General features: G+C 29.3%; 14 protein-coding genes and 1 pseudogene. 11 read left to right on the top strand and 4 right to left on the bottom strand.

Annotated elements, in window-relative coordinates; genetic code table 4:
* The first annotated feature begins 482 nt into the window (after positions 1–482).
* From MAG_RS03130 to MAG_RS03140, 3 genes and pseudogenes are all read left to right on the top strand, one after another.
* Positions 483–989 (top strand): hypothetical protein, encoded by a 507-nt coding sequence (locus MAG_RS03130; protein WP_011949771.1) that lies wholly within the window; start codon positions 483–485, stop codon positions 987–989.
* Positions 990–1438: 449 nt separating this feature from the next.
* Positions 1439–2813, top strand: a pseudogene (locus MAG_RS04605) (transposase); the annotation flags it as partial.
* Positions 2814–3322: 509 nt separating this feature from the next.
* The gene (locus MAG_RS03140) at positions 3323–4060 is read left to right on the top strand and encodes a variable surface lipoprotein (RefSeq protein ID WP_011949774.1); all 738 of its coding nucleotides are present in this window, start codon (positions 3323–3325) and stop codon (positions 4058–4060) included.
* Positions 4061–4139: 79 nt separating this feature from the next.
* On the opposite strand, the gene rplL is transcribed toward MAG_RS03140, so the two are convergent.
* Together rplL and rplJ are read right to left on the bottom strand one after the other, a co-directional pair.
* Positions 4140–4511 carry a 50S ribosomal protein L7/L12 gene (gene rplL, locus MAG_RS03145; RefSeq protein WP_004024017.1) on the bottom strand — a complete coding sequence of 124 codons (372 nt, stop codon included), beginning with the start codon at positions 4509–4511 and terminating at the stop codon, positions 4140–4142.
* A gap of 26 nt (positions 4512–4537) precedes the next feature.
* A complete protein-coding gene (gene rplJ / locus MAG_RS03150) occupies positions 4538–5041 on the bottom strand; it encodes a 50S ribosomal protein L10 (RefSeq protein ID WP_041308774.1) in 504 nt (167 codons plus the stop codon).
* 284 nt (positions 5042–5325) lie between these two features.
* Between rplJ and MAG_RS03155 the strand changes: the two genes are divergently transcribed.
* The gene (locus MAG_RS03155; protein ID WP_011949776.1) at positions 5326–6051 is read left to right on the top strand and encodes a leucine-rich repeat domain-containing protein; all 726 of its coding nucleotides are present in this window, start codon (positions 5326–5328) and stop codon (positions 6049–6051) included.
* Positions 6052–6065: 14 nt separating this feature from the next.
* On the opposite strand, the gene lysS is transcribed toward MAG_RS03155, so the two are convergent.
* On the bottom strand, positions 6066–7535 hold the full coding sequence (lysS, locus tag MAG_RS03160) for a lysine--tRNA ligase (protein WP_011949777.1): 1470 nt from the start codon (positions 7533–7535) through the stop codon (positions 6066–6068).
* A gap of 154 nt (positions 7536–7689) precedes the next feature.
* Here lysS and MAG_RS03165 point away from each other — a divergent pair, with 154 nt between their 5' ends.
* The 6 genes from MAG_RS03165 (at position 7690) to rplS (ending at position 14526) form a co-directional block, all read left to right on the top strand.
* On the top strand, positions 7690–8580 hold the full coding sequence (locus MAG_RS03165; RefSeq protein WP_011949778.1) for an MAGa7180 family putative nuclease: 891 nt from the start codon (positions 7690–7692) through the stop codon (positions 8578–8580).
* A gap of 44 nt (positions 8581–8624) precedes the next feature.
* Positions 8625–10787, top strand: coding sequence for a Tex-like N-terminal domain-containing protein (locus tag MAG_RS03170; protein ID WP_011949779.1), 2163 nt, complete (start codon positions 8625–8627; stop codon positions 10785–10787).
* 128 nt (positions 10788–10915) lie between these two features.
* Positions 10916–13078: an ATP-dependent Clp protease ATP-binding subunit gene (locus MAG_RS03175; protein ID WP_011949780.1), complete on the top strand. Its 2163-nt coding sequence runs from the start codon at positions 10916–10918 to the stop codon at positions 13076–13078.
* Between the two features lie 130 nt (positions 13079–13208).
* On the top strand, positions 13209–13499 hold the full coding sequence (gene rpsP / locus MAG_RS03180; RefSeq protein ID WP_004024027.1) for a 30S ribosomal protein S16: 291 nt from the start codon (positions 13209–13211) through the stop codon (positions 13497–13499).
* Between the two features lie 3 nt (positions 13500–13502).
* Positions 13503–14186, top strand: coding sequence for a tRNA (guanosine(37)-N1)-methyltransferase TrmD (gene trmD / locus MAG_RS03185; RefSeq protein WP_011949781.1), 684 nt, complete (start codon positions 13503–13505; stop codon positions 14184–14186).
* A complete protein-coding gene (gene rplS / locus MAG_RS03190) occupies positions 14176–14526 on the top strand; it encodes a 50S ribosomal protein L19 (RefSeq protein ID WP_004024029.1) in 351 nt (116 codons plus the stop codon). Before trmD ends, rplS begins: the two co-directional genes overlap by 11 nt.
* A gap of 47 nt (positions 14527–14573) precedes the next feature.
* Here the strand turns inward: rplS and fmt are convergent, their stop codons facing one another.
* The gene (gene fmt / locus MAG_RS03195; protein WP_011949782.1) at positions 14574–15413 is read right to left on the bottom strand and encodes a methionyl-tRNA formyltransferase; all 840 of its coding nucleotides are present in this window, start codon (positions 15411–15413) and stop codon (positions 14574–14576) included.
* Positions 15414–15481: 68 nt separating this feature from the next.
* Between fmt and MAG_RS03200 the strand changes: the two genes are divergently transcribed.
* Positions 15482–18454 (top strand): lysylphosphatidylglycerol synthase transmembrane domain-containing protein, encoded by a 2973-nt coding sequence (locus MAG_RS03200; protein WP_232955092.1) that lies wholly within the window; start codon positions 15482–15484, stop codon positions 18452–18454.
* Positions 18455–18501 lie beyond the last annotated feature (47 nt).

Here is an 18501-nt window from a genome sequence, read left to right on the forward strand (position 1 = left end):
GGCTGCTGTATAAAACAAACTAAAAAGCTGCCTGCTTTTTATATAAATAATAATAGATAATTGATAAGTAAACTGATATATATCAACAGTGCTACTATTTTGGCTCTATATCTATACTTATTTATATTAAAATAATTAAAAGTTTACTTTTTATTGATGCAATCGCAATTATAGTAAAGCCATTAATTAAAACATAAGTCTAGCTACTTATATTAATTATTATTTTGCTTATAAATTGTATACAGTATTTCAAAAATAAATAAATCAAGACTTAAATAATCTTAGTTAAATTAATACTTTTACATGTTTTTATAAATTGAAACTCAAAAATAAGCACTGAAAAAGTTCCAATTACCAATAACCCTATAAATAAGGGATATGAAACAGCTTCGGAAAAATTTCCACATGTTTATTTTTTTTATTTATAAATATTTATGTACGTACAAATCATATTCATGGAGTTAATAATTCATAAATAAAAAATGGAAAAGTTTTCTAAGTTAAGAACCTATGGAACTGTGCTAATTGTTTTCATTTCATTATCACTTGCTGGAGCAATACTTGACTTAGCATTCATTGGTGCAGGATTTTCATTTACAAAACTATTTAGTATTTTCTCATTTCCAATTTTTGTAATAGTTATTGTCTTTCTATCGATGATTGTTCATCAAACACCAATTGAAAAAGAGTTTGCTAAATCTAGAAAATTGCTTTTAGTGTCAGTTATTTTAATACCAATTTTAGCATTTTTACAATATTTGTTTCAACTAGCTATTATACCAACGCTTATAATTTCGACTTTTAGTGGAAATGTAAAGCCTTTCATTATAAATCTATTAGTTAGTCTTGCATTTTGAACTTTAATTGTTGCTTTTTACAGTGTTTCTATTGCAAACACAAAAAATCTTAGAAGAGCATATGCAGAAAGAATTAAGCTTTTAACTAGTGCTCAACCTGCTATGAACAATTCAATGCAGCAAGCAATGTAATTGTTTTCAATAATTTAAGCCCTCAATAAGGGCTTTTTTATATAAAATGATTGTTTTAATCACTTATTTCAATTACTAAAAGTGCTATAAAACAGTTTTGTTAGAAAACTGATAACTTAAAAAGCTAAACAATAAATTACTAAAATTACGCACCTGTCTTATGCTATTCTTTAGTAAAATTGCTGCGTTGTTACAAGTTTACTATAACAACTAAACTACATAAATTGCTTTAATAAATCATAATTAAATAAGAGTTTCCCGGAAAATTAACTATATAAAAATACGAAAAATGGCCGATTTTCATTATAGATTGTCATTTTTAAAGACAAGAACAGGGGTTTCAAAAACAAAAGCTCTTGTTTTTTTATTTTACAAATGAAAAATTAGCAAAAAACATATAAAAATTTACTTGTTTTTCAAAAATAACTATATAAAAAAGTTAATTATATATGGCAGTACCAGCAGAAATTAGAGTAATAGAAAGACCAAAAAATACTGTTGTCAAAAAATCAGGTTCAATGTGAGCAGTTATTGAAAGAGTTGGTTGTGTTAAAAAAAATGGAAAGAACCAGCCAGTTGAAGGTAAAGTTATAGGGCATATAATTGACGGCAAATTTGTGCCAAAAGAAAAAGTGAAAATAACTGTTTCAATGAAAAATTTTGGCGACTATGAAATAGCAAAATCAGTTTCAAAGGATCTATTTACTGATTTAAGTAATGTGTATCCACAAAATATGGCAAAGCATATATATGCTATTGCTTTACTTCGTTCTATAAATCCAAGAATGACAAATAACAAATTAGATGAAGTATTTAATGAATCGTTTATGTCAGTTGAAAGTCCTGAACTTAAACTTGGAAAAAATAATGTCTCGTCATTAATAAAATGAATTGGGAAGGACTATTCTAAAGTGCTTAAATTTATTCAAAATAGAGTTAGCAAAATTGATGAAGGCAACAAAATTGCAATTGACGAAATGTTAAAAAATAATAATAGTAAAGTGAATTCATTAAACGATTTTTCATACAAATCAAAGCTAAAAAATAGCAAAAAAATCTCTATTTTAATTGCTTTAAACGTAACAACTAGAGATGTAATTTGTTCGTTTCCTTGCTCAGGAAATTGTGTGGATGTCACTAGTTTTCCTGATTTTTTGGAAAAAACAGGCATAAATAAAAGAATAATTATAGGTGATAAAGACATAAATAGCAGTGCGTTAATATCTAATGTTGGTTTTATACATCCGCTTAAAAGATCATTAAAACTCTTAGAAGAAATTGATGCATACAATATGAAAGATAAAATAAAACAGCAAAGATGAACCAACCTGATGTAAGAAGATATTTCACAATGGTCTTTATTACTATGCTTTTAGAAATTTAAAGCAAGCATCAAAAGAAGAACAAGACTTTATGTCAAGTAAAAAATTTTCAATTGAAGGATATGAAAAAATTAAGCACAAATTTGGAACAATTGTATATGTATCAGATCAAGATATCACTTGTGAAGATGCATTGAATTTATACAAGCAAAAGTGAGAAATAGAGCTTGTTAACGATTTTTATAAAAATACATTAGAGTTAGAAACTGTTAGACGACATGATGACTACAATGTTTATGGCGATGAGTTTTTGAATATGCTAACTCTTATAATCGGAAACAGGATCAAGAATAAATTTGCTGACTCAAAAATTTTAGGGACTAAATCCTATTGTGATGTAATGAAAATATTTAAGCAATATAAAAAAATACAAATGCCATATAAAAATGACATTTGGTATGAAACAGAACTCCCAAAAAAGAGTATGGAGCTCATTGAAAAATCTTGTATAGTTAATTTTTCGGGAAACTTTTATAAGCTCAAAAAAGCTTATTCAGAAAGAATCAAATTCTTATCAGAAAACCAAATCAATAATAATCAACCTGATGCAGTAAATACAGCACAGTAAAAATATAGAAGTAACTGCATATTTTAAAATTTTAATTTTTATAATTATTTATGAGCCTATAAAGGCTCTTTTATTTTTTTAGTAAATTGTTTTTAGGTTGCCTAAAGAGCCTATAAAATAGCCTTTTACAACATATCCTATTATGTTTGATAAACGTATTTTTGAATATAAAGCACAGTATAAGCTATGTAAATTTCAGCACTTGTATAATTATGTTTTTTAGTAAAATTATGTAAATCAGATAAATTCATTAGAATGAATTTGTGACATATGTTAAAACAGGCAGCTTATTTAATAAAGTTAAATTAAAGTCTTGTTTTCGTTTTACTTATATAAAAAAATATTTTATTATTTTTACAAAATTATAGAATGAGGCAATATATATGACAAGATTGAAAAAATTAATGCTTATGTTCAGCTCTGTTGTTACTTTATCAACCCTACCTATTGTTGCTGCTAAATGTGGTGATACTGATAGCAATGCTAAAACTGATGATCCATCTAAGAAAATAGATGATCCAAACAATAATAAAGAAAGTGGAGATCAAAAAAATCCTAATAAAAACCCTAACAACACAGAAAATCCAGATCATAATAATACAGCTGGCAAGACTGATAATGGCAGCAAAGATGACAAAAATAATATGACTCCGAGTGATGACCTTAATGCTCTAAATAAAGACACAGACGAAGAAGAGAAGAGAAAACAAGAAGCCGAAAAAAAGAAAAAAGAAGAGGAAGAAGCTAAGAGAAAGCAAGAAGAAGAAAGAAAAAAAGAAGCTGATGAGAAAAAGAAACAGGAAGAAGAAGAGAGAAAGAGAAAGGAAGCTGAAGCAGAGAAAGCCAAGAAAAATGTAGAGGAATTTAGGAAGCTGTTTAAAGAATTAGAAAAAATTAAAAAAGAATATGATGAAGTAAAAAGCAGATTAACTGGGCCTGAATATGAAACCATAAAGACTAAATATGAAAGTTTCTTTTATGCAAGTGGATACAATCAATACACACAATTTATGGAGCAATCAAAAAGCGATAATGATCCTGGTTACTTATTAGGCATACTAAAAGAATTTGTTAACAATCACAACTCAACTGTTAAATCTAAATTTGAAAAACTTCAATAGTTTTTAAGATAGGTAAATTGCAGTGTAATTTGTACAAAAAATCTAACCACGAGGCTAGATTTTTAAGTACTTGTTTTTATTATTTTAATTCAACATCTGCGCCAGCTTCAACTAATTTAGCTTTTAAAGCTTCAGCTTCAGCAGCAGGAATGTTTTCTTTTAATGTAGCAGGAAGTGTTGAAACTAATTTGTTTGCATCCATTAATGCAAGGTTAAGAAGTTCTTTAACTGCTTTAACAATAGCAAGTTTTTTACCATTGTCAGACTTAAGAATAACTGAAAGAGTTGATTTCTTTTCTTCAGCTTCAGCAGCAGGTGCAGCAGCTGCAACAGCAACAGCTGAAGGGTCGATACCAAATTCTTCTTTCATTGCTTCAACTAATTCCATAACTTCTTTAATTGACATTTCTTTTAATGAAGAAATAAATGATTCTTTTGTTAATTTTGCCATGATATTAATCCTTTCTTTTAAAAGTATTATTCGCTTTCTTTTTCACTATATAGCTTTAAAGAAAGAGAGAGTTGTTGTAATGGAGCAATAAGTGAACGTGCAAGAATTGATAATGCTTCTTCATAGTTTGGTAATGAAGCAACTTCAGCAACACCTTTTGCATCAATAACATTATTTTCAAATACACCAGCTTTAGGTACTAATAATTTGTTTTCTTTTGCAAATTTAACTAATACTTTAGCAGCTGCATTGTCTTCTAGATTGCTAAATGCAAATAAGTTAGGACCAACTAAATGTTCATCAAGGTCATAACCAGCTTTCTTAGCTGCTAACTTAAACAATCTATTTTTGTAAACTTTAACTTCAATGCCTAATTTTTTGGCACTAACACGTAAGTTTTTAAGGTCAGCAACAGTTAGACCACGGTATTCAGCAACAATAAATCCTTTAGCTGCAGCAATTTTTTGGCTAATTTCTTCAACTGTTTCAACTTTTGCTAATCTGTTTGCTGTTTCTTTGACTGTATGCATCAAATTTCCCCCTTTCATAATAAATAAAGAGTTCCAATACAATAGACAATATTAGTTATAAGAAAAAACTAAGATATACACTCGGTAACATATTAAGCTAGGCAGTTACTGTCTTTATGTATTGTATTTATATTTTATAAATAAATTTATTTTTTCAAAGTAAAAATATATCCTTAATTAATAACTAATTGCTTACAAGTAGATTGAGCAATATAAAGCATGAATAAATTGTGTATAATTGCATAATTATTAAGAAATATTAGCATTCTATAGGAGATTTGTCTATGAAAAAATTACATAAACTAGGTTTTGCTATTCTTCCAATTTCTCTAACAGCTTCATTTGTTTCAGCAGGTTGCAATGATAAAAGCAAGTCTGACATTAAGCTTGATGAAAATACAAAATTGTTTTACTTTGATATCAATTCAAACAATAAAGCAACCATAACTGCCTATAATCGTGCACTTTTCGACAATTTTAACAATATTGTTGCTCAAAGTAAAACAATCAAAATTCCTGAAAAAGTTAAATACAAAAATGTTGAATATGTTGTTGATTCAATTGGCTCAGAATCATTTATGGAATTAGCCAATTTAGAAGAGGTTGAATTTTCAAACGAAATAAAATTTATTGGCGACAGAGCTTTTGCTAATAGTTCTAAACTAAAATCAATCAAATTTAGTGAAGCTTCAGAACTAGAAGCAATTAACATTAGCGCTTTTGCTAATACTAATTTAGAAAATGTTATCTTACATAAAAAACTTTCTTCAATTGCCTCATATGCCTTTGCTAATATAAAAAATGACAAATTTTCATTAGTGCTTAATTCACAGTTAGATAATGGTAGCAAACTTAATATTGGTCAATATGCTTTTAAGGATCTAAAAAATTCATTCAAGCTAAAAATTAAAAACCTTAAAATTGAAGCAGTTGCTGGTGCTGATAAATTGGCTGAATTTGCCCAATTTATAGGCTTAAAGGACAATCAAATCACTTTTAGTAAAAAATAAACGGCTCTTTCCGTTTATTTTTTATTCGCTCTTTTAAGTGTTGGGAATAATAACACGTCCCTTATTGAACTAGTTTCTGTTAAAAGCATAATTAATCTATCAATACCGATGCCGCAACCGCCTGTTGGTGGCATTCCATATTCTAGTGCGTCCACAAAATCTCAGTCAATATCGCTAGCTTCATCATTGCCAGCTTTCTTTTCATCAATTTGACTTTTAAACCTTTCTAACTGGTCTATTGGATCACTTAACTCAGTGTACATGTTTGCATATTCTTTAGTATTAATAAATAATTCGGCTCTTTCAGTAAATCTAGGATCGCTAGCTTTAGCACTTAGAGGTGAAACTTCAATAGGATGACCATAAATAAAGGTTGGTTGAATAAGTGAGCTTTCCACTAACTCTTCATAGAGAGCATTAATTATATGCCCTGTTGTTCAGAATTTTTCAATTTTAATATTGTGCTTTTTGGCCTCTAAAATAGCCTCGTCCAAACTAATGTTTTTAAAGTCCTTACCAGTTTTTTCATTAACTGCATCCACCATATTAATTCTCTTAAATGGTTTTGATAAATCAACTTCAGTACCATTGTTAACAAAAACTGACTTACCTAATTTTTGACATAAAACCTTAAACAATTCTTCAGTTCTGTCCATCATGCCTTCAACATTAGAATAAGCTTCATAAAACTCAATTGTAGTAAATTCAGGATTATGAGTTGTGTCATATCCTTCATTTCTAAAAATTCTGCCTAATTCATAAACTCTTTCAAGTCCGCCAACTACACATTTTTTAAGCGGAATTTCTGTAGCAATTCTTAAAACAAACTCTTGATTTAAAGAATTGTGATGAGTTGTAAAAGGTTTAGCAGCAGCTCCTGAAACATAGTCTTGTAAGAAAGGTGTTTCAACTTCCAAATAATCTAAATTATCAAAGTATTCTTTAATTCATTTAATAATTTTAGTTCTTAAAATGAACTTATTTTTTGACTCTTCATTAGTAATTAAGTCAACTCATCTGCGTCTGTATCTCTCTTCAGTATCAACAAGCCCATGATATTTTTCAGGTAGTGGCTTAAGTGCTTTAGTTAAAAGTTCTATTTTATTGCACTTTAAGGTAAGTGCATTAGTGTGAGTTTTCATAACAGTACCACTCACTCATAAAATATCACCAATATCAAATGTGCCTACTATTTTAGCTACATTTTCATCACTTTTTTTATTGAAATAAACTTGAACTAAGCCTTTAGAGTCATTTAATACTAAAAATGGCCCTCTTACAGTCATTAATCTGCCGGCTACATTAACACTAATATTTTTTTCTTCTAATTCTTCCCTAGAAAAAGAGTCATAATTATTAACTATTTCTTGACTTAAAACTAACTTGCCTAAGTCGTAAGCTTTTTTAAATGGAGCAATGTTATTTTCATTATAAAAATTTAATTTATTACGTCTGACTTGCTCTTGCTCAGTATATTTTTCCATTATTAATTATTATCTCCAAAAACAAAAGATTTATATATTTATATATCTTATATGAATATTGAATAATGGTGGCAAAAAATGCCTTCTAGTCCCATTTATTTAATAATTTTAAAATATAATTCATAATGATTGTTATTACTAATGAGGTTAACAAATGGCAAAATACTACAATGGCATACATTACATTTTAGATGAAGAAAATCATCAAGTAATATTAATGAACAATTTTCAAGAGCAACTGCTGGGATCTAATAAATTTTTAAAATTCAAAAAGCTGGGTGGCTCATCTATTTCGAATATTTTAACTCCTGACCGTTTTAATAGTGAATTTAAAGCCTTTTGTCATATTGCAAGGCTTGCCCTTCCGGTTTTGCAAAAAAAATATGTAAATGCTGGTCAAATATTGGAACCTAAAATCATTGAAAATTTGCAAGAATTTTATACCAAAAAATTGCTCAAAAACACTATAATTAAGCATATTGAGGCAAAAGATGTCGATTATGATTACTTTAAAAATTTAGATATTATTGGTGGGGTGCCTGATGCTTTAGCTGAAAATGAAAAAATTGTTTTTGAGATCAAAACAACAAATATAAAAAACTATGATTCTTGAACTTTAAACAATCAAGCTAACAAGTTAAAAAAAGATGGTGTTCCACTTAATTATAAAAAGCAAGCACAGTTATATGCAAGTTTGCTCGGCTATGATTCATACATTATTGTTGGTTGCTTTTTAAATGATGATGATTATGCTAATCCTGAAGATGTAGATGTTGCCAAAAGAAAAATTGAAGTATTTCACTACTCACTAAAAAATAATCCTGATTTGCAAATGCAAATAAAAGATGATATTCAAAAAATAATAGAATTTCACAAAAGATACAGTGTTTATAAAGAAAAAAGATCGCCTAAGTATGACTTAATAAATGACAAAGATCAAGTTGACTACCTTAGATGCAAGAATGAAAATGAAAGAAGAGAACTTTTTAATAAATGAAAACAAATGGGTAAAATAGATGATGACATTCCATTTGAATCATTTTAACAAAATGCCTGTTTTATAGCATTTTTAGAAAAAAGGGGGTAAAAATGAATATATCAATTACATATGTAGCTAATCAACTTAAACTTAACGAAGACCAAGTTTCAACAGTACTTAATTTATTAGATGAAGGAGCTACAGTTCCTTTTATTGCTAGATATAGAAAAGCTTTAACTGGTGGCCTTGATGAAGAAGTTATTCAAGAAATTCACCAAATGTATACTTACAATATTGAACTTAATAAGCGTAAGGAAGCTATTATTAAAATATTGGAAGAAAAGAAGCTTTTAACTGCTGAATTAAAAACCAAAATTGACGAAGTTGATACTAAAGCAGCTTTAGAAAATATTTATGAGCCATTTAAAGTTGGCAAAAAAACTAAGGCAACAGAAGCTATTGCTTTAGGTTTAGAGCAACTTGCATTATCAATTCTAGAGGCCGAAAATCCAAGATTTAATCCTTATAAAGAAGCAGAAAAATATCTTAATGAAAAAGTACAAAGTGTTGAGTTTGCTATTGAACAAGCTCAATACATTATTAGTCAGATAGTGTCACAAGATGTTGCTAACCGTGAAATGGTCAAAAAACAAATATATGACTATGGTTATATCATCACGAAAAAGAAGAAAAATGCTGAGGATGAAAAAGAAACTTTCCATATGTATTATGACCATAAGGAAAGAGTAAGCAAAATTCCTAATCATAGAGTATTAGCAATTTCTAGAGCTGAAAATTTGAAAATAATTAGTTACAACATTGAAGAATTTAATCAAGCAAAAATAACATATGATTTAAACCAAAAGTACTTTAAAATAAAGACAACGGGCAAAATTATTCATGCTTCAATTATTGATAGTTTAGAAAGATTAATTCTTCCTTCAATTATTAGAGAAATTAAATCTGGCCTTTTTGCTCGAGCTGAAAGCGAAGCAATTAAACTTTTTGCTGAAAATGTTGAAACAATGCTCTTATTCCCTGCTGTTAAAAATAAATGAGTGGCTGCAATTGACCCTGCATTCGTTAATGGCTGTAAAATAGCCATTTTAGACCCACAAGGTAACTTCATTGAAAAAGGCATAATGTATCCTAACCCCCCACAATCAAGAACCGAAAATGCTGCTAGAACAATTAATAAATTTCTTGATAAATACCCTATAAACATCATTGTTATAGGTAATGGTACTGCTTCAAGAGAAACTGAACAATTTATTGCTAATGTAATTAAAGAAAGAGAAAAGACTCACAAAGATCTTGACTTGCAATTTGCAATAGTTTCTGAAGTTGGTGCTTCAGTTTACTCAGCTTCTGAAATTGCTATTAAAGAATTCCCTGATTTAAATGTCGAAGAAAGAAGCGCAATTAATATTGGTAGAAGGTTCCAAGACCCCCTTAATGAACTTATTAAAATTGATCCAAAATCTATTGGAGTTGGACAATATCAATATGACGTAAATCAAAAAGAGCTTTCACAAGCTTTAGAATTTAAAGTGGATAAAGCAGTTAACTTAGTTGGTGTTGACTTAAACACTGCATCAGCTGAAATATTAAAATTTGTTTCTGGCTTAAATAATAAACATGTACAAAATATTATCGAATACCGTAGTAAAATAGGCAAATTCAGAAACCGTGAAGAATTATTAAAAGTAAAATCTTTAGGTGAAAATACCTATGAACAAGCAGTTGGATTTTTAAGAATTCATGATTCAAATAACTTTTTTGATAGAACAAGCATCCATCCCGAATCATATGAATTGGCAAATAAAATTGTTGATAAATTAGGCATAGATTTAGAAAACATTAATACTGAAGTGCTTAAAAATGCTGATATTAAATCTTTAGCAGCTGAATTTAACTCTAATGAATATGATGTCAAATTAATTATTGATTCTTTAATAAATCCTACTAAAGATATTAGAGATGAAAAAGAAGGTTATAAGCTTAAAAAAGATATTTTAAATCTTAAAGATTTAAAAGTTGGCATGATTTTAGAAGGCTCAGTGCAAAATATTACTGACTTTGGTATCTTTGTTTACATAGGTATTAAGCAAGCAGTGCTTATCCATATTTCAAAAATGAAGAAAACCCCTACTCACTACGTTGCCCACCCTAAAGATTTAGTTAAGACTGGTGATGTTGTTACTTTAGAAATTATTGAGATTAACAAAGAAAATGACAAAATTCAAGGTAAACTAATTTGACCAGAAAGCTAATAAAACAGGTGTTTTAGACAAATTTAACTACATAGCAAAAATTCAAGAAGGCAAAATTCTTGAATTTTTTAGCACTCTAGCAATTAAAGTGCTAAAATATTTGTGTTAGAGTGTTGTGGAGGTAAGCTATGGAATTTAATTTTGAAGATTTATTTAATAACATCCAAGACAATAATAAAAATACTGAAAATGATCCACTTAAAATATATGGCCGTAATTTAACTGATTTAGCTGCTAAACATGAATTAGAGCCAGTTATAAATAGAGATGATGAAATTAGAAGATTAATTCGTATTTTAAGTCGTAAAACTAAAAATAATCCTGTCTTAGTAGGTGAACCAGGTGTTGGTAAAACTGCAATTGTGGAAGGATTAGCTAGAAAAATAGTTGAAGGAGAAGTTCCTGAAAACCTTAAAAATAAGGATGTTTATGAACTAGACTTAACAAGTCTTATAGCTGGTGCACAGTTTCAGGGCCAATTTGAAAAAAGGCTTAAAGACGTATTAAAAAAAATTGAAGATTCTAATGGCGAAATAATTGTTTTCATTGATGAAATACATATGTTAGTTGGCACTGGTAAAAATGCTGATGGTGGTATGGATGCTGCTAACATTGTTAAGCCATTAATGGCTAGAGGCAAAATGCACTTAATTGGAGCAACAACCTACAATGAATATAGAAAATATATTGAAAAAGATGCGGCCTTAGAAAGACGTATGCAAAAAGTCGACATTTTAGAACCTTCAATTGATGACACTATTACTATATTACGTGGAATTAAAAGTAGATTTGAAAATTATCATAATGTCAAAATTCAAGATGACGCCTTAGTAGCTGCTGCCAAGTTAAGTTCTCGTTATATTTCAGACAGATTCTTACCTGATAAAGCTATTGATTTAGTAGATGAAGCAGCTGCTACTATAAAAACCGAAATTAACTATGAACCAGAGGAATTGGAAAAAGTAAAGCAGTTATTAACTCGCTTAAATATGGAGAAAATTGCTTTAAATGAAGAAGATAAAGAAAAGCATAAAAATAGAATCTTAGAACTCGAAAAAGAGATTAAGTCTGCTAATGAAAAAATAAGCAAGCTACAAAACAAGTGAAATGATGAGAAAAAAGAATTAGAAGACTTATCAAAACTAAAAAAATATTTAGATGATTTATGATACAAAATAAACATTTACAAAAGAGAAACTAAATATGAAGATGCTTCAAGATTAGAATATTCAGAAGTTCCAAAAATTGAGAAAAAAATAAAGGAATTAGAAGAAAAAATATCTTCAGGCGCATCAACTTTAATTAAAAATAGTGTAACAGCAGAAGAAATTGCGGGAATTGTTTCAAAATGAACAATGATTCCAGTAACTAAATTATTAGAAACTGATAAGCAAAAATTACTTAATCTTGAAAATGAATTAAAATCCAGAATTAAAGGTCAAGATGAAGCAGTCAATTTGGTGTCTAAGGCTGTTTTAAGGGCGAAGGCGAACATTAACGATCCTAACAGACCGCTTGCAAGTTTTCTATTCACAGGGCCAACCGGAGTTGGTAAAACTGAATTAGCAAGAGCATTAGCATTTGCTTTATTTGATAGTGAAAAACAAATGATTAGACTCGATATGTCTGAATATATGGAAAAACACAGCGTATCTAAAATAATTGGTGCTCCTCCAGGTTATGTTGGCTTTGACCAAGGTGGATCACTTGCTGAAAATATTAGAAAAAATCCATATACTATCTTGCTTTTTGATGAAATTGAAAAAGCTGACAGAAACGTTTTGAACATCTTATTACAAATTCTTGATAATGGTGCCTTTACCGATTCAACTGGAAGAGTCATAAACTGTAGAAACTTAATCATTATCATGACTTCTAATATTGCTTCAAACATTGAACTAAACGAAGCTTTAGATCAAGTTCCTGGCTTAAAAGCTGAGTTACTTAAATTTTTAAGCCCTGAGTTTATAAACAGAATTGATGAAATTGTTAAATTTAACCACCTAAGTGAATATGATATTCAACAAATTGTAATTTTAGAACTGCAAAAATTAATTAAAAGAATTTTTGAAACTAAGGAAATTACACTAAAGTATTCACCTAAATTAGTTGAACACATTGCTAAAAATGCTTATGATGAGAACTTTGGCGCTCGTCCAATTAAAAGATATATTCAAAATAATATCGAAAGTATGCTAGCTTACCAAATAATTGAAGGCTCACTCCACAAAAATAATGAATATGAAATAACTGTTTTTGCAAACAAATTCATTGTTTCAAAAGCAAAATAATTAGAAAATAAAATGCAGGCAAAATTCAACTTTTTCGCTTGCATTTTTTTATTATTGTTTTAAAATTAAATTACTAACCCTGTCAAGTAGTAGTGCTTGACACCCAAAATATTTATAAAGGAGCTTAACTATGGTTAAAATTAGACTTAAACGTCTAGGAAGCAAGTTTAACGCTTGCTACAAAATTGTAGTAGCAGATGCTCGTGCTCCACGTGATGGAAGATTTATAGAAGCTATTGGTGAATACAACCCTCACTCAAAAGCTCTTAGAATCAATGAAGAAGCTGCTATTCAATGAATTAAAAATGGTGCACAACTAACACAAACTGTTTACAACCTTTTCAAAACTCAAAAACTTAACGAAAAAATCAATTCTGTACTAAAAAGTGAAAAAGTTGCTGCTAAACAAGCATCAAAATAATTTATGAAGATTAATTTTTTAACGCTTTTTCCTAACTATTTTTCCCCTTTTACTGAAGAATCGATTATTGCAAAGGCAATAGAAAATAAGCTTATTGACATAAATATCGTTGACTTTAGATTGTTTAGTTTAGATAAACATCATAAAGTAGATGACGAAACTTATGGCGGTGGTCAAGGTATGCTTTTACAAATTGAGCCAATCGATAGAGCTTTAGATTCATTAGAAAGCAGAGGCGGATATAAAATTTTGGTTTCACCGCAAGGAAAGGTCTTTAACCAACAAAAAGCACGCGAGTTATCTAAATTTGACCAAATTACCTTTATTTCAGGCAGATATGAAGGATTTGACGAACGTGTAACTGAACTAGTTGATGAAGAATTATCAATTGGTGATTATGTGCTTACTGGTGGTGAATTGCCTTCTATGGTAATGGCTGATTCAATAATTAGGCTCATTGATAATGTCATTAGAAAAGAAAGCCACGAATATGAATCATTTGAAGGCGATGGCTTACTAGACTATCCACAATATACACGTCCACGTGAATATAAAGGAATGTCTGTACCTGATGTTCTTTTAAATGGCAATCATGCTGAAATTGAAAAGTGAAGGAAAGAAGCTAAATATAAAAAGACATTAAAAAATCGTCCAGATATTATTGAAAGGATTAATCATGAGAAATAAATTAATCGAATTAGTAGAAGCTAGTCAATTACGTACAGATTTCCCAGAATTTCGTGTTGGAGACAATGTTAGAGTTCATGTTCGTATTCGTGAAGGCGGAAAAGAACGTATCCAAATTTTTGAAGGTTTAGTAATTAGCAAAAAAGAATCAGGTACCAGAGAAACTTTTACAGTTAGAAAAATATCTTTCGGAATCGGTGTTAATAGAACTTTCCCACTACACTCACCACTAATTTCAGCAATTGAAGTTGTTAGATCTAACAAAGTTAGAAGAGCAAAACTTTACTACATGAAAAACCGTGCTGGTAAATCAGCTCGTCTTAAAGAAATTAAGAGATAAAAAAAGCCAAACCGGCTTTTTATTTTTATACCTGTTTTATAGGTGTTTTAGTAATTTATCTTAACTCTTTTTTTACTATCAAATTGATAGTCAACTGCATAAATAACTCCGTCAGAGAGCTCAAGCTTAATTCCTGCTTTTACCACCTTTTTAATTGCAAAAAATAATTTAACTCTCTTGCCATTAATATAAGCAAATGCTCCCGGGTTATATTCATATGCTCTTATTTTGCTTATTGCTTGATCGCAAGTGAAGTCCTTAGTTATCTCAGCATCTTCTTTATTTAATTTAGGACTAAAAGTGACTTTTGATTTGTCTTGCACTTCTCTTGCAAGCTCGCCTTTATCAATTTTATTAAGTCACTCAACGATATGATCGGCTGTAAGTAGGCTTATTTTCTTTAAAAGCGAAGAAGCAACATCAGTTTCACTAATTTCAAACTCTATTTTTGCAAAAACATCACCTGCGTCCATCGCTTTTACCATCTCCATAAGTGACACACCAGTTGTTTTGTCATTATTTAATAAAGCATGCTGAACCGGAGCAGCCCCACGGTATTTAGGCAATATTGAACCATGAACATTTAAGTTTAGTTTTTTAGCTATTTGCAAAACTGAAGTAGGTATCAACTGACCAAAAGCAGCTGTTACTAAATAGTCATAATCTAAAGCTCTTAATTCATCAGCAATTTGTCCTATTTTTTCAGGTTGAAAACACCTAATATTATATTTTTGCGCTAATGCTTTAGTTGGCGTACTGGTTAAAACTCTCCCTCTTTGATTTGGTTTGTCAGGTTGGCTCACAATTCCTACAACTGTGAAATTGTTTATAATTTTTTCAAAAATTGGGACAGCAAATTCAGGAGTCCCTGCTAATAAAATCTTCATAGCATAATTTTAATAAATTATTTAATATAATTTTAGAAGTTATAGACCATTATTGCTAAAGGAGCTTTATGAGTTTGAATCCCATTCACAACAAGTGAGTCAAAGAACGCTCATTGAGCAATAATTCTTTTTATAATATTTGAAAGCCAAGTTACAATAAATCACCCGATTGAATTAATGATGCTTTTTCAGGAAATATTCAAACAGTTGGTAATAAAATTACAGCAGATTTAGATATGGGAACAATTTACTTAAACGAGTATACTACTGTTGCCATTGCTAAGGCTTTTTATAATAATTTTTTAATTAATAGCAAAACTAAAAAAGTTCTGCTTTCGTCTGATAATTCTGATTCATCTAACTTACTTTTAGACATATTTGCCAGTGAGCTTAAAAGTGAAAAAATTACAGTTATTAGGGCTAATGATTTTGCAACTATACCAACTGTTTACAAGCAATTTATAGCATCAGAAGAAAAATGCGAAATTGTTATTTCTTTTCAAAATCCGTTAGGAAATCAAAAAAGAGCTCAGATTTTGTTTAACTATTCAAATGGTTCAGCTTTTTCAAAAAGCGATATGCAAAAAATAGTTGACTATATTAATAAAGTTGATTATTTAAACATTAACTTGCCTGCTTTTAACAACAATTATGATTGCTCAGATGCTATCGATGCATATTTAGAGCAAGTTCATAAAAGATATAGTGCAAATAAATTGCTAAATCAAAATTCACTGCCATTTGGAATCGATGTTTCTAGAGCTTTAAATAAAGAATTTTTTACAAGCAATTTGAAATACTTTAATTTGCCGTTTTTTACTGTAAACAGGGCAAAAAATGCAAATTTTTATTATGCTAACCATCATAATTATTTGCAAAGAATTAATTGAAAAGGCATTGGCCATCGTTCTAAAGCTAACTTTATTATCAATGAAGAAGGAACTGGACTTAATTTTTCAATTAAGCATAAATCAGTTTTAAAGTATTTTAAACCTGATGAAATAGCGGCACTATACCTTAATTTTTTAATTAATGATGATCCTGAATTTAATAAAGAAACGTTGCAAAATAGTTTTATAGCAAAAAACTATTTTGCTGGCTCACTAACACATAGTATTGCCTTAGAAAATAATATTGAAGTATTTGAGTTTGTCAACAGATCTAATGTTTGAAAATATGTTGCTCAAAATCCTGAAATAAACTTGCTTCTAGCTTTTACAAGTAGCAGTGAATTTGTTGCAAATAATAGGCTAACTAATTCTTTTGATGTAAATTTATTTTTATTAGAAGTTCTTAGAATGATTAACTTTTATAAAAAGCATAAAAATCAAGATCTTTTCGAAGTTCTTGATGATCTTTATAAAAAATATAAAAGGCATCATTTAACCATACATACTTATGAAATAGACTTAAACGGCGCAGTAAGATTTTTTGAAAGAATAAAATCTGCCACTAAATTTGGTTCTAACTTACAAATAACTAGAGTACAAAAAATTGAAAATGATAACAATATTGAATCTAATTCAATATATAAAATTTCTTTTAGAAACCGTGAATATGCCTACATTCATTACAATCAGCAAGCAAAAGCAATATCTTTTTATTGCAACACAATAGAAAGAAGTGGCGAACAAAATGGTGAAACTATGATGGTTGTTAGAAACAATGAAATGCTAGAAGGTTTGCTTGAATTAAAAGAAGAAAATACTATTAGCAAATTTTCTGTTAAATCAGTAGTAAAATATCTTGCTTACTCACTGTTTTTAATAGGTATTATAATTTTCCTTTTCTACTCTGTTTATAACCTTAAAGATGAATTTGGCACTAGTGCTGGTGGGCCATCTGAAGTATTTAAAGCATTTTATAAAAAGCTTTATGTAAAAAATGATATTGTTGAATTCGCACGGCCAGCAAATGCAGGTTATATTGCTAGAGCCTCCTTTGTTTTCCTATCGCTTGGAACATTTGTATGATCAATTTTCCAGGCATTGATTTTCAAAAGAGTCATAACACTTCAAGGTGATAAAGTTAAGTGAAGAGGCATATTTGTTGGCACAATTATTGGCATTGTTGTGCAAACAATTACACCTAAATCAATTGGTGGTGACATAGCTACATATTGATATTTAAGAAGACGTAATGTCCCAAGAGCCTCATTGATGTCAGCAATAGTTGTTAACTCATTTATTTGACAGCTTGGTAACATAATCTCAACCGCCATTTTTGTTCCTATTGGTATTAAAACATTTTCTAGTTTTTTTGTTGGTTCAAACCCTAACTCTATTACGTTTATTGTAATGCTTGTACTTGGCCTAATTTTCGACACAGGCTGAACTACACTGCTTTTGGTCATAACTCTTAATAAAAAATTACAACGATTTGCACTTAAAACACTAATTGCAATTATTGAAATTACTCCTTTTATTAGAGCATACGATTCCTTTGCAATAAAAGCTAAATTTGAATATGAACTTTTTAATATAAATAAGTGCATTAAAAAAACTTTTAAAAATCCATATTACCTTTTTGAATTAGTATTGCTTAAATTTGTACCTTCACTTCTAACATTCAACGCATTTCAAGCACAAGCACTTGGTATTATAAAACCAGATGTGCCTCATGGCTATTATTGAAATCTTACTATTCAAAATACAATGATTAGAGTGGCTAACTCGATTTCATTTACTCCTGGTGGTACTGGTACGGCCGATTATTTATATAAAGTATTAATTAGAGAATCGATTCGATCAACATCATATGATGGGGCAATTGCTTTTGCTAACTCTTCAATAATGACTGCCTTAAATACTTTAGGTTTTGTTGTTATCGGAACACTTGTTTCAGCAATAATTCTAGTGCTAGTTTATATAGGTGAGAAAAGAATTGACCATTATCGCAAGAAAAACAAAAACTATAAATTATTGGCTGCTAATTTGGCTGATGGCAGAATAAAAACACAGTCAACTTACTACAAAATAGTCTTCCCTATTGTTCTAATTGCTTTAGTGTCCTTATCATTAACATTTATTCTTGTAAATTAGCTAAATGCCTGTTTTATAGGCATATAAGTGAAAATACATAATTAAAA

Origin of the sequence: Mycoplasmopsis agalactiae PG2 (assembly GCF_000063605.1) — a bacterium.
GTDB lineage: Bacteria > Bacillota_I > Bacilli_A > Mycoplasmatales > Metamycoplasmataceae > Mycoplasmopsis > Mycoplasmopsis agalactiae.